Origin of the sequence: Comamonas aquatilis (assembly GCF_965139575.1) — a bacterium.
GTDB lineage: Bacteria > Pseudomonadota > Gammaproteobacteria > Burkholderiales > Burkholderiaceae_C > Comamonas > Comamonas aquatilis.
The window spans coordinates 74,830-88,123 of the sequence record NZ_CBCSIW010000008.1 but is presented as its reverse complement, the minus strand read 5'-3'; the positions used below and the strand labels follow the sequence as shown (position 1 = coordinate 88,123).

At 58.1% G+C, this 13,294-nt stretch carries 11 protein-coding genes and 1 tRNA gene; 1 reads left to right on the top strand and 11 read right to left on the bottom strand.

Translation table 11 applies throughout. The features are described from left to right. Positions 1-42 precede the first annotated feature (42 nt). From ACNAZA_RS12060 to aceA, 11 genes are all read right to left on the bottom strand, one after another. Positions 43-1,539: a nitronate monooxygenase gene (locus ACNAZA_RS12060; RefSeq protein WP_415796814.1), complete on the bottom strand. Its 1,497-nt coding sequence runs from the start codon at positions 1,537-1,539 to the stop codon at positions 43-45. Between the two features lie 234 nt (positions 1,540-1,773). Then, positions 1,774-1,850, bottom strand: a tRNA-Pro gene (locus ACNAZA_RS12055). Between the two features lie 31 nt (positions 1,851-1,881). Then, positions 1,882-2,322 (bottom strand): MerR family transcriptional regulator, encoded by a 441-nt coding sequence (locus tag ACNAZA_RS12050; RefSeq protein ID WP_415796813.1) that lies wholly within the window; start codon positions 2,320-2,322, stop codon positions 1,882-1,884. 195 nt (positions 2,323-2,517) lie between these two features. Continuing rightward, positions 2,518-2,844 (bottom strand): integration host factor subunit alpha, encoded by a 327-nt coding sequence (locus ACNAZA_RS12045; RefSeq protein WP_120970869.1) that lies wholly within the window; start codon positions 2,842-2,844, stop codon positions 2,518-2,520. Positions 2,845-2,873: 29 nt separating this feature from the next. Next, positions 2,874-5,327 (bottom strand): phenylalanine--tRNA ligase subunit beta, encoded by a 2,454-nt coding sequence (gene pheT / locus ACNAZA_RS12040; RefSeq protein WP_415796812.1) that lies wholly within the window; start codon positions 5,325-5,327, stop codon positions 2,874-2,876. A gap of 160 nt (positions 5,328-5,487) precedes the next feature. After that, positions 5,488-6,543: a phenylalanine--tRNA ligase subunit alpha gene (pheS, locus tag ACNAZA_RS12035; protein ID WP_415796811.1), complete on the bottom strand. Its 1,056-nt coding sequence runs from the start codon at positions 6,541-6,543 to the stop codon at positions 5,488-5,490. 186 nt (positions 6,544-6,729) lie between these two features. Beyond that, the gene (gene rplT / locus ACNAZA_RS12030; protein ID WP_120967138.1) at positions 6,730-7,089 is read right to left on the bottom strand and encodes a 50S ribosomal protein L20; all 360 of its coding nucleotides are present in this window, start codon (positions 7,087-7,089) and stop codon (positions 6,730-6,732) included. Positions 7,090-7,115: 26 nt separating this feature from the next. Beyond that, complete coding sequence (gene rpmI / locus ACNAZA_RS12025; protein WP_120967137.1) at positions 7,116-7,319, bottom strand: 50S ribosomal protein L35; 204 nt, start codon at positions 7,317-7,319, stop codon at positions 7,116-7,118. Between the two features lie 258 nt (positions 7,320-7,577). Beyond that, positions 7,578-8,204: a translation initiation factor IF-3 gene (gene infC / locus ACNAZA_RS12020; RefSeq protein ID WP_120967136.1), complete on the bottom strand. Its 627-nt coding sequence runs from the start codon at positions 8,202-8,204 to the stop codon at positions 7,578-7,580. A gap of 83 nt (positions 8,205-8,287) precedes the next feature. After that, positions 8,288-10,219 (bottom strand): threonine--tRNA ligase, encoded by a 1,932-nt coding sequence (gene thrS / locus ACNAZA_RS12015; protein ID WP_415796810.1) that lies wholly within the window; start codon positions 10,217-10,219, stop codon positions 8,288-8,290. A 352-nt stretch (positions 10,220-10,571) separates the two neighbouring features. Beyond that, positions 10,572-11,903 (bottom strand): isocitrate lyase, encoded by a 1,332-nt coding sequence (gene aceA, locus ACNAZA_RS12010; protein WP_415796809.1) that lies wholly within the window; start codon positions 11,901-11,903, stop codon positions 10,572-10,574. A 483-nt stretch (positions 11,904-12,386) separates the two neighbouring features. Between aceA and ACNAZA_RS12005 the strand changes: the two genes are divergently transcribed. Further along, complete coding sequence (locus tag ACNAZA_RS12005) at positions 12,387-13,289, top strand: DMT family transporter (protein WP_415796808.1); 903 nt, start codon at positions 12,387-12,389, stop codon at positions 13,287-13,289. The last annotated feature ends 5 nt before the right edge of the window (positions 13,290-13,294 follow it).

The following is a 13,294-nucleotide window of genomic DNA, read 5'->3' as shown; positions in this document are numbered from 1 at the left end:
GGATCTGGCCCTTGTCATTCCGAGCAGCGTCCAGTCACTGCATCAGCCTGGATGGGCAAGATGATCATTCACCTTGTCGAGGTTTTCGACATGCGAGTCCAGCATGCGCGCCAGATTCCGGTTGAGTACCGGATCCTCGACCATAGGCAGAAGTTCTCTCAGCTTCTTGGCCACCCAGCCTTGCCCCCGGTTAAGGAACGCAAGTCGCTCATTCACGTCAGCAATAGCCATCGCCTTCTGGAAAAAATCGCCGGTATGAGTGCTGGATTTCCCGCCCATCGCCCGGATCGCATGCAGCAGCATGGTGCACCATTGCACCTCATCGCGATAAACCGCTTCAACCAGGCTGCGCGTCGCCGGATCCGGGACCTGCGCAAGCGTCTGAGCCGTCACACGCACCCCGGCACGCTCGGCTTCCAGCAGCTCGTTGAGGCGCGTCATCAGTTCTGCATTGCGCACACGCTCGAACTCAGGCGCATAGCAGACGGGTGAACTCAGCTCGACCTCCGGAGGATGCAAGCGATGCCATTCAAGCCGCGCATGCTGCATGATTTCCCCAATACGTTCGGCCGCAGATGGAATACTGGCGATATGCCCCACTCCCAGACCCGCATACAACGCCATCGCCTCGAAATCGCCGGTCATGGAGCGCAGCGGTGAGTCCGTGCTGAACAGGTAAATGGGACGACCTTCTTCTTCGCCTATCGGCTGCCGATGGGCCTGTGTATGCGGGTCACCATGTTCACCGCGCGTCACGCTGTTTCTCAGCACACGAACCGCCGCATGCGCTGGCCAGTTGATGTGAAAGTCTTCGGTCAGCACCGTGTCCTGCACGGTGGCGTCGACAACTCGTTGCTTGTGATACTCATGTGCGAATGACTCCTGGGTAGCCAGCAATGCGGTGCCCAATACCGCAGCTTGCGCGCCTTGCGAAAGCAGTTGCACCACGGCTTCACCGGTGGCGATCCCACCCGCAGCGGCCACGGGAATATCCACCACGGCAAGCACATCCGCCAGTATTTTTTCCAGCGGTTGGCGTCCATGGACATGTCCACCCGCCTCGACGCCTTGAACGATGAGCGCATCGACTCCCGCCTCCCGCGCTTCAAGGGCCTGGGCCATACTGCCTACCTGATGCACAACCGTGACGCCCGCCTCGCGAAGCTGGGCGATCACCTCGCGCCTGATATCCCAGAACAGGCCGACCACGGGCACTCCGAGCCTGATACAGAGCTTCACCTGCTGCTGCAACAGGTCCGGCTCTGTTCCCGCAGGAATCAGGTTGACGCCAAAGCGCTTTTTCGTCTGCTCGCGAACCTTGCGCACTTGCGCCTCAATGAGTGCAAGCGGCTCACGCGCCATGCCGAGAAAACCAAATCCGCCCGTCAGCGTCACCGCTGCCACGAGCTCAGACCGCGCCACGCCACCCATGCCCGCGAGAATCAATGGAAGTCTGCACCCCAGCAATTCGCACAGCGGTGTGCGCAGCGTGGACGAAAAATCAGGTAGGTCGTCGTGTACGGCAGTGGTCTGAGTCATTGGCTTTTCCTGGAGGAAGCCAAACGATCATGAACTGCCAAAGGCAAAGATGCAATTTCAAACGCCCATTGCAGCTCACTTTGCCACGGACAAAGCAGTCGACTGAGCGAGCCTGCAAAGCGAGCGCAGCTTCTCTATTCCCACGCCCTACCCCATGAGTTGATCATGGCGTGTTGAATACGCAACAATAGAAAAAGGGCTCCTAACTTCATAGCTAGGAGCCCTTATCTAGTTTGGTCGGAATGGCGGGATTCGAACTCGCGACCCCTTGCACCCCATGCAAGTGCGCTACCAGGCTGCGCTACATTCCGAAGACTTGAATTATACACAGAAATTCAAAGCTCAAAGAGAAAGCAATGCTTTGATCTGCAAAAGCTCTTCTTTGACCCCCTGCATGCACAGCGCAGGCACGGCTCCCAAGGGCTTGGAGGCAAGCACTTCCTCCAGCAATTGCGACTGCAGCGCAGCCTGTTCGCTTTCCGCGGCAATACCAAGCGCTGCCTCGTTGGCCGTCGAGCGACCGGCCAGACCTGTTTCGCGCAAACGGTTGCGGGCGCCACTGATGGTGAAACCCTGCTCATACAGCAGCTCACGGATTCTGCGCACCATCAGCACTTCATGGTGCTGGTAATAGCGCCGGTTGCCGCGGCGTTTCATGGGTTTGAGCTGGGTGAATTCCTGCTCCCAATAGCGCAGCACATGGGGCTTTACCTCACACAGATCCGCCACCTCACCGATGGTGAAGTAGCGCTTGGCTGGAATGGCAGGCAGATGTGAAGCCATGTCGGTTGCAGTCAATGGATGCAAGTTACCGGGAAGTAAAGATGAGCAATATAGCGCGAAGAGCTGACAAGCCGGACTTCAATTGCTTGAAGCAAGACTGGTCAGCTCTACGACAGGCCAGGTTCCATTCGTTGGTGTACATGGCCTGCAGCGCAATTGTGCGATTGCGCGCCTTCAGCGTTGGCTAGGCGCTACTTAAGCGCCGGGCTTTTCCGCCTGGATCAATTCCTTGAGCTTGCTGCTGGCGTGGAAGGTGACCACGCGGCGGGCAGCAATCGGAATCAGCTCGCCGGTACGCGGATTGCGGCCGGGGCGAGGTGCCTTGGTGCGAATCTGGAAATTGCCAAAACCCGAGAGCTTGACATCTTCCCCATCCACCAGACTTTGAGAGATCAGATCGAAAAACGCGTCCACCATATCCTTGGCTTCGCGCTTGTTCAAACCGATTTCTTCAAACAACAGATCGGCCAGTTGTGCCTTGGTCAGCGCGGGGCTGTCAATGCTTTCAACAGCAAGCTCCATGGGGCGATCTCCTTGTGGATTGAACATCATCAGCGCAAACGTGCGGCGGCGCGCTCTTGCAATTGGGCCAGCACGGCTTGCACCGTCTGCTCGATCTGCGCATCGGCCAGAGAACCTTCGTCGCTCATCAGCGTCAGGCGCACAGCCAGGCTTTTCTCGTCCTGGGCCAGGCTGCCTGGAGCCGCTTCCTCGCCAGCCTTGAGTTTTTTGGCGCGGAACACGTCAAACAGCACGGCATTGCGCAAGATGCCATCGGATTTGGCAGCAAAGATCGCATCCATGATTTGCGCATGGGTCACGGCCTCCTTGACCACGACGGCAATGTCGCGCTCCACGGCCTGGTGCTTGGCCACAGGCTTGAAGACGGGCACTTCGCGGGCCAGCACGGCATCGAGTTCCAGCTCGAACAGCATAGGCGCTTGGGCCAGATCCCAGCCTTGACGCCATTTGGGGTGCAGTTCGCCGACAAAGCCAATGGCGCGGCCAGCCAGCAGAACGCGGGCGCAACGGCCGGGGTGCATGGCTGGGTGTTCTGCGGGTTCAAACGTGGGCTTGAATGGCGACAGCAAGGCTTCCACATCGCCCTTGACGTCGTAGAAATCCACCTTGGCCTCGGCCCTGCCCCATTGCTGCTGATCGGCAGCGCCGTAGGCGAGACCTGCCACGCGCATGGGCTGGTAAAAGCCCTTGACGGTGGTGTCGGACTCGAGCACGGAGTCATCCTTGAAGAACACACGGCCCAGTTCGAATACACGCACGCGCTGGGCCTTGCGGTCCACATTGAACTTCAAAACTTGCAGCAAGGATCCCAGCAGCGACGAGCGCATCACGCTCAAATGGCTGGCAATGGGGTTGAGCAGCTTGATGGCGTTGTGGTTGCCAGCCAGCTCCTGCTCCCACTTTTCTTCCACAAAGCTGAAGTTGATGGTTTCCTGGTAACCCAGACCCGCCAGTTCGCGGCGCACGCCAAACGGGCTGCGCTGGTTCTCGGCGCGCAGCTTGGGCGAGATGGGCGCCAGCGGCTTGGTGGTGGGCAGGTTTTCGTAGCCAATCATGCGGGCCACTTCTTCGATCAGATCTTCTTCCAGATTGATGTCGAAGCGGAAAGTGGGCGCAGTCACGCTGATCACACCCTCTTCGGCCACGGTGGCAGGCAGGCCCAGGCCGTTCAAGGCATCCAGGCATTGCTGCTGGGTCACGGCCATGCCGATGACCTTGGCCGCACGGGCCACGCGCAGCTGCACGGTCTTGGCAGCCGGCATGTTCGGCTGTTGGTCATCCATGGCGCCGACCTGCGTCTCGGGCGTGCCGCAGATCTCCAGCACCAACGCCGTGATACGCTCGATGTGCTCGACGGTGAACTCGGGGTCCACGCCACGTTCGAAACGGTGGCCGGCGTCGGTAGAGAAATTGAAGTGACGCGAGCGACCGGCCACTGCCTTGGGGAACCAGAAAGCCGCTTCGATGTAGATATTTTGGGTGTCGTCCGACACCGCGGTCGCATCGCCACCCATGATGCCAGCCAGGGATTCGACCTGCTGGTCGTCGGCGATCACGCCGACGGGGATGAAATCGTCGATCTCGATGATGTTGCCATTGAGCAACTTGAGCGTTTCGCCCACCTTGCCCCAACGCACGTTCAGGCCGCCGCTGATCTTGTCCAGATCGAAGATATGGCTGGGGCGACCCAGCTCGAACATCACGTAGTTGGAGATGTCCACCAGGGGCGAGACGCCGCGCTGGCCGCAGCGGGCCAGACGATCCAGCATCCACTGGGGCGTCTTCACCTGGGTGTTCACATTGCGCACGATACGGCCCGAGAAGCGACCGCACAGATCGGTCGCTTCAATCTTCACGGGCAGCTTGTCTTGCGATGCCACGGCAGCAGCAGGGAAGGACAAAGCCTTGAGCGGCGTGCCGGTCAGCGCCGACAGCTCGCGCGCCACGCCGTAAACCGACAGGCAGTGCGCCAGATTGGGCGTGAGCTTCAGCGTGAACAGAGTGTCGTCCAGATTCAGGTACTCGCGCACGTTCTGGCCCAGGGGCGCATCCAGCGGCAGCTCCAGCAGGCCGCCGGTATCGTCGGCAAGGCCCAGCTCTTTGGCCGAGCACAACATGCCAAAGCTTTGCACGCCGCGCAGCTTGCCGATCTTGATCATGAAGGGCTTGCCGTCTTCACCGGGAGGCAGAGCCGCGCCCACGGTAGCGCAGGGAATGCGAATGCCCACGCGCGCATTGGGCGCACCGCATACGATGTTCAGCAGCTCGGGGCCGCCCACATCCACCTGGCAGATGCGCAGACGGTCGGCGTCGGGGTGCTGCACGGCTTCCTTGATTTCACCAACCACAATGCCGGTGAAAGGAGGAGCGACAGGGTCCAGCTCTTCGACTTCCAGGCCGGCCATGGTCAGGGTATCGGCCAGCTCTTGGGTCGTCAGCTTCGGGTTGCAGTACTCACGCAACCAGGATTCAGGAAATTGCATAGTCAGACTCTTTGGCGTTCAGGCCAGTGACCCCTCGGGATTCACTGGCTGTATGGCGATCTTGCTTTCAAAAAAGGAGCTGTCTGCGTTTGCTTTACTTGGGGTTCTGATTGTTTTGTATTGGAAACCCTTGCATAGCGAGCGCATTCAGCTCACTTTCTTACTGCTGAAATTGCGACAGAAAACGGATGTCGCCGTCGAAGAACAGGCGCAGGTCGTTCACGCCATAACGCAGCATGGTCAGGCGATCGGGGCCCATGCCGAAGGCAAAGCCGATGTATTTTTCGGGGTCCAGACCCATGTTGCGCACCACATTGGGGTGCACCTGGCCAGAGCCCGCCACTTCCAGCCACTTGCCGGCCAAGGGGCCGCTCTGGAACTGGATGTCGATTTCAGCCGAAGGCTCAGTGAACGGGAAGAAGCTGGGGCGGAAGCGCAGCACCAGATCATCCGATTCAAAAAAGGTCTTGCAGAAGTCGGTGAACACCACCTTCAAGTCCTTGAAGCTCACGTTCTCGCCAATCCACAGGCCTTCGCACTGGTGGAACATGGGCGAGTGGGTGGCGTCCGAATCCACACGGTAAGTGCGGCCGGGAGCAATCACGCGGATCTCGGGCATGGACTGGCCGGCGTCCAGCTGATTGCGGTATTTCTTGACATGCTGCACCGCATGACGCACCTGCATGGGGCTGGTGTGCGTGCGCAGCAAATTTGGCGCCTGCTTGGTACCGCCTTCTACATAGAAGGTGTCGTGCATGGAGCGCGCGGGATGGTCTTCGGGCGTGTTCAGCGCCGTGAAGTTGAACCAGTCGGACTCGATCTCTGGGCCTTCGGCCACATCAAAACCCATGGAGCCAAAAATGCCCTCGATGCGTTCCAGCGTCAGCGACACGGGATGCAGACCACCGGTGCCGCGACGACGGCCGGGCAGCGTCACGTCCAGCACTTCGGCCTTCAGGTGAGCTTGCAGTTCGGCATCGGCCAGGGCTTGGCGGCGAGCGGTCAAAGCGGCTTCAATCGCCTGCTTGGCCACGTTGATGGCAGCACCGCGCGATTTTTTCTCTTCGACGGAAAGCTGCGCCATGCCCTTCATGAGCTCGGTCATCTTGCCCGACTTGCCCAGAAACTGCGCCTTGGCATTTTCCAGATCGGCAGGGGTTTGTGACTGCGCAAACAGCTGTTTAGCGCTTTCGACCAGAGAATCCAACTCGTTCATATCGACTCTTTATCGACGTTAATTACCCAAGACAGTCCTCGTTTCAACACCACCACTTCACATGAAGCGCGAGCGCCAGGACCATCTCAGCGACAAAAAAACAAGGGCTAGTGCCTTTTCAAGCCCTAGCCCTTGCTGTTTGTGCACCAGCAGCTACTAAATTAAGAGTAACTACCGATCGTGACCTCAGGCAGCCAGCTTGGCCTTGACTTGGTCGACGATAGCTGCGAAAGCAGCCTTGTCGTGCACAGCGATATCGGACAGCATCTTGCGGTCGATTTCGATGGCAGCCTTCTTCAGGCCATTGGCGAATTGGCTGTATGTCAGACCCAGTTCGCGTGCAGCGGCGTTGATACGGGCGATCCACAGTTGGCGGAACACGCGCTTCTTGTTACGACGGTCACGGTAGGCGTATTGGCCTGCCTTCATCACCGCCTGCTTGGCGACGCGGAAGACATTGCCGCGACGACCGCGGAAACCCTTAGCAAGGGCGATTACTTTTTTGTGACGGGCACGGGCCGTTACACCACGTTTGACGCGAGGCATGTTATTACTCCTTGTTCGTCAGTGAATTAAAGGCCCATGCCGGGCAGCATTTGTGCGACGGAGGCCATGTTGGTCTCATGCACATTCACTGCACCACGCAGGTGACGCTTGTTCTTGGTGGTCTTCTTGGTCAAGATGTGACGCTTGAAGGCTTGGCCGCGCTTGACGGTACCACCTGGACGAACGCGAAAACGCTTCTTCGCGCTGCTCTTGGTCTTCATTTTGGGCATGTGAATGCTCCTATACATTGTGCTCGTGAGGCGGCGCACAACACTGCACGCACTTCGCTAGCCACCGAGGCACTTATGCATGGGTTCAAGAAAAAACCTGAACCCATGTTTTGCAGGCAAGCCTGCAAATCCTGCGGTCTGGAACAAGTTGCCAAGCCAGACCGACTTTTGCTTTCGCCTTGCATGCGCCAGTGACGCAGCAAAAACAAAAGTGGGCCGCTTGCGCCAACCCACTTTTGCCATCAAGGCAAACCGAGATTATGCCTTATCTGCCTCTGCTGGTGCAGAAGCGGCTGCGTCACCCTGGGGTTTTGCAGCAACAACAGGCTTTTTGTTGCGGGAAGGAGCCACCATCATGATCATCTGACGGCCTTCCAGCTTGGGGAATTGCTCCACCTGAATGGTGTCCGACAGGTCGTCACGCAGGCGGTTGAGCAGGTCCAGACCCAGCGATTGATGGGTAATTTCACGGCCGCGGAAGCGCAGCGTGACCTTCACCTTATCGCCTTCCGCCAGGAAACGGCGGATATTGCGCAACTTGATGTTGTAGTCACCATCATCGGTACCGGGACGGAACTTCACTTCCTTGATGTCGATGACAGTCTGCTTGGCCTTGGCCTCAGCTGCCTTCTTCTGTTCCTGGTACTTGAACTTGCCGTAATCCATCAAACGGCAGACCGGGGGATTGGCCGTAGCGGCAATTTCCACCAGATCGACATCCAGCTCACCAGCCATGCGCAGCGCTTCCTGAAGCGACACGATACCCAGCGGCTCATTTTCAGGACCCGACAGACGCACTTCAGGCGCCATGATTTCTCGGTTCAGACGGTGCTTGCGCTCTTCACGGTGGCGCCGATCGCGAAATTCAGTAGCTATGGTTTTCACCCTTGGATTTAAATGGCTACAACAGCGTAGCCGCTTGCGTGCACTGCACGCAAGCCAGCTAGCCACAACAAAGTCTCTTTGTATCAGGCCTTGGCCGCGATGTCGTTGGAGAGCAGCTCAATAAAGGCCTCGACCGACATCACACCGAGGTCTTTATTACCTCGGGCGCGCACTGCAACCGCACCAGCTGCCTTCTCTTTGTCGCCTGCGACAAGGATGTAAGGCAGCTTCTGCATGGAATGCTCGCGTATTTTATACGTAATCTTTTCGTTGCGCAGATCTGTCACCACTCTAAGGGATTGATTCGGCAATGCTTTTTGCAGCTTTTGCGCGACTTCCTGAGCGTAGTCCGCCTGTGCGTCCGTGATATTGAGCACGGCAGCCTGGGCAGGAGCCAGCCAGGCAGGCAGCGCGCCGGAGTGGTGCTCGATCAAAATGCCGATGAAGCGCTCCAGGCTACCCAGGATGGCGCGGTGCAACATGATGGGGCGGTGACGCTCGCCGTCTTCACCAACAAACTCGGCATCCAGACGCTCGGGCAAGTTGGGGTCCACCTGAATCGTGCCGCACTGCCATTCACGGCCAAGCGCGTCCTTCAAGGTGTACTCGATCTTGGGACCGTAGAACGCACCTTCGCCAGGCAGGTACTCAAAGTCGCAACCGGATGCGCGCAAGCCTTCGGCCAGGGCGTGCTCGGCCTTGTCCCAGTCTTCATCGGTACCGATGCGCTTTTCGGGGCGAGTCGAGAGGCGGTACAGAATGTTGGTGAAACCAAAGTCTGCATAGACTTTTTGCAGCAGGGCCGTGAAGGCTGTCACCTCGGCCTGAATCTGGTCTTCGGTACAGAAGATATGGCCATCATCCTGCGTGAAGGCACGCACGCGCATGATGCCGTGCAGCGAACCCGTGGGCTCATTGCGGTGGCAGTTACCGAACTCACCAAAGCGCAGCGGCAGATCGCGGTAGCTCTTGATGCCTTGCTTGAAGATGATGATGTGGCCCGGGCAATTCATGGGCTTCAAGGCATATTCACGCTTTTCCGAATCGGTCGTGAACATGTTTTCGCGGTACTTGTCCCAGTGACCGGTCTTCTCCCACAGGGTCTTGTCCAGAATCTGGGGCGCTTTCACTTCCTGATAGCCGTTGTCCTGGTAGACCTTGCGCATGTACTGCTCGACCTGTTGCCAGACCGACCAGCCCTTGGGGTGCCAGAACACGGTGCCTGGCGAGTGCTCGTCGATGTGGAACAAATCCAGTTCGCGGCCCAGTTTGCGGTGATCGCGCTTTTCGGCTTCTTCCAACCGAAACAGATAGTCCTTGAGCTCGTCCTTGGTCGCCCAGGCCGTACCATAAATGCGCTGCAGCATTTCATTGCGATGGTCGCCGCGCCAGTAAGCGCCAGCCACCTTCATCAGCTTGAAGTGCTTGAGCTTGCCGGTGCTGGGCACGTGGGGGCCGCGGCACAGGTCTTCAAACGCACCTTCGCGGTACAGGCTCACATCCTCGTTGCTGGGAATGGAGGCAATGATCTCGGCCTTGTAGTTCTCGCCCAGGCTCTTGAAGTAGGCCACGGCTTCATCGCGCGGCAGCACGCGGCGCTGCACAGGCTCATCCTTGTTGGCCAGCTCGGTCATGCGCTTTTCAATGGCGACCAAGTCCTCGGGGGTAAAGGGGCGCTTGTACGAGAAGTCGTAGAAAAAGCCGTTTTCAATCACGGGGCCGATGGTGACCTGCGCTTCGGGGAACAACTCCTTGACGGCATAGGCCAGCAAGTGGGCTGTGGAGTGGCGAATCACTTCCAGGCCATCAGCATCCTTGGCAGTCACGATGGACAAAGGCATGTCCTGGTCGATGACAAAGCTGGTATCCACCACCTTGGCATCGTCACCCGTGCCGACCTTGCCGGCCAGAGCCGCCTTGGCCAGGCCGGAGCCAATCGAGGCCGCGACTTCAGCGACCGAGACCGGGCCTGGATATTCGCGCTTGGAACCATCGGGGAGCGTGATGTTGATCATGAAATTCCTTGTCTGAGCAAATTCTTGTAAGAGGAGAAAGCCTGGGCTTGATCTGCTTGCTGCTGGCCCACCGCCAGAATGCAAAAAAGCGCGGAACCAGTCCGCGCTTTGATGAGGGTATCGAGATGACTCGTGCAGGCGCGAACCGCCAGCTGCCATTAGCAGCTGAAATACATCTCCGATGTAGTTCGCGGTGTCATAACCAGCATGCCTTTCTCGCCCTTGAAAATTGTTGATGGATAAATGCTGGGTGGCATTTTAACCCGGCAATAAAAAAAGCGCCCGAGACACAAGCCCCAGGCGCCATAACCCCACTATTTACAACCTATGCAGTTTCACGACTCCTTGCGGATCAATGGAACTGCTCTTCTTCGGTAGAGCCCGTCAGCGCCTTGACGCTGGAGCTGCCGCCTTGAATCACGGTGGTCACATCGTCGAAGTAACCGGCGCCCACTTCCTGTTGGTGCGACACAAAGGTGTAGCCTTGCTCGCGGGCTGCGAATTCGGGCTCTTGCACCATATTCACGTAGTGCTTCATGCCTTCGCCGCGAGCGTATGCATGGGCGAACTTGAAGCTGTTGAACCAGTTGATGTGAATGCCGGCCAGGGTGATGAACTGGAACTTGTAGCCCAGAGCAGACAGGTCTTCCTGGAAGGATGCGATCTGGCTGTCGTTGAGGTTCTTCTTCCAGTTGAACGATGGCGAGCAGTTGTAGCTCAGCAGCTTGCCGGGGCAGGCTGCATGGACGGCCTGGGCAAACTCACGGGCAAAGCCGATATCGGGCACACCGGTTTCGCACCACACCAGATCGGCATAAGGAGCGTAGGCCACGCCACGGCTGATGGACTGCTCCAGACCGTTCTTGACACGATAGAAGCCTTCTTGCGTACGCTCGCCAGTCAGGAAAGGCTTGTCGTTGGCGTCGTGGTCGCTGGTGATCAGGTTGGCGGCTTCCGCATCGGTACGGGCCAGCACAATGGTGGGCACGCCCATCACGTCAGCAGCAAAGCGGGCCGCAATCAGCTTTTCGCAGGCTTCTTGCGTGGGCACCAACACCTTGCCACCCATGTGACCGCACTTCTTCACGGCAGCCAGCTGGTCTTCAAAGTGAACACCGGATGCACCCGCAGCGATCATATTCTTCATCAGCTCGAAGGCGTTGAGCACGCCGCCGAAACCGGCTTCCGCATCGGCCACGATGGGCAGGAAGTAGTCGATGAATTCCTTGTCACCGGGGTTCACGCCACGGCCCCACTGGATTTCATCGGCACGCTTGAAGGTATTGTTGATGCGGCGCACCATGGTGGGCACCGAGTCATAGGCGTACAGCGACTGGTCGGGGTACATGGTTTCCGAGGTGTTGCCGTCGGCAGCCACTTGCCAGCCCGACAGATACACGGCTTCCAGACCGGCCTTGGCTTGTTGCATGGCCTGACCGGCGGAGATGGCGCCGAAGGCATTCACATAGCCCTTCTTGGCATCGCCGTTGATCTTTTCCCACAGCTTTTCTGCACCGCGTTGAGCCAGGGTGTGCTCGGGCTGCATGCTGCCGCGCAGACGCACCACATCGGCGGCAGAGTAACCCCGCTTCACGCCCTTCCAACGGGGGTTTTGTGCCCAGTCCTTCTCGAGGGCGGCGATTTGCTGTTCACGGCTCAGTTGCTGGTTCAGAGATTGGGGCATGTTGCACTCCTTTGATGTTGAAGCAAGGTGACTCGGGTGTTCGTCCTTGGAATCAAATTTACGAGCAATCGGGCATTGCAGCAACTCTTGTGTCTTATAAAAGACTAAATATTTTAATTAATAAAAACAACAAGTTATTTTTATATTTCTCAATGTGAAAACTTATTTCTCATATTGAGAAAAATTGCGGCAATGCAACATTTGAATATTTCACAATACGAAACCGTATACCGTTTCAGTGAAAAATATACACGCATCGTATGAATGCACTAGTCACATTCAGGTTCAGACAAACGGCTGCCTTGCTGCTGCAAATATCTGACCCGGATGATTCGGCGGTCGGCCGACCTTGGAACTGAGTCCACCCTTGTGCCATGGAGTCCAGTCCCGCAGCTTCATGAAGATCATCAGCAAACGTCCAGCGCTGGCCTGCCGGCCGTTATGCTTGCTGGGCTTCACCGCCAGGCTTTTGCCATACCACCCATGTTCACTCCCAGCCGCCCCATCGCTTTTCTCTGCCTGGCACTCAGCATGTCTCTGGTCGGCAGCTATGTGGCACTCAGCAAACCTCTGGCGCTCGTTTTTCCGGTGGCATTGCTGGCCTGGCTGCGTTTTGGCATCGGCGCCATTGCCATGCTGAGCTGGCTCAAGCGCCCCAGCCACGAGGCCAGGATGTCGGGGCAGACCAAGGTCCTGCTGTTTCTCGAATCCTTTTTTGGCAACTTCCTGTTCACCCTGTGCATGATTACCGGCGTCGCCATGACCAGCGCCGTGACTGCAGGCGTCACCATGGCGGCCATTCCGGTCGCCGTGGCCGTTATGAGCTGGCTTTTTCTGCGCGAAGCCGTTGCCCTGCGCACGTGGGCAGCTATTGTTTTCGCAGTGCTGGGTATCGGCCTCAATGCATTGAGCCAAAGCGGCGATACCAATGCCGCCAACGCTTCACCGCTGCTGGGCCAGTTGCTATTGATTGCGGCCGTGCTCTGCGAAGCCTTGTATGCGGTGATCGGCAAAAAGCTCACCGCCAGCGTCAGCCCCAAGCGCATCACGGCCCTGATCAATCTCTGGGGCTTTGTGCTCTCAACGCCCATGGGTGTTTATCTGGCCTGGCGGTTCGACTTCAGCCAGGTCCAACTGCCCATCTGGGGCCTGCTACTGTTTTACGCACTGGCCGCCTGCGTATGGACGGTGTGGTTGTGGATGACCGGGCTGCGCGCCATAGCGGCCTCTCAAGCCGGCATCTTCACCGTCTTGCTGCCCATCAGCGCCGCACTGGTGGGCATGCTGGCCCTGGGCGAGCGCATCAGCCCGGTGCAGTTTCTCGCCTTTGGCATCGCACTGGCCAGCGTGGTGATTGCCACCTGGCCGGTGCGGGCCAAGGCATAGAGGCC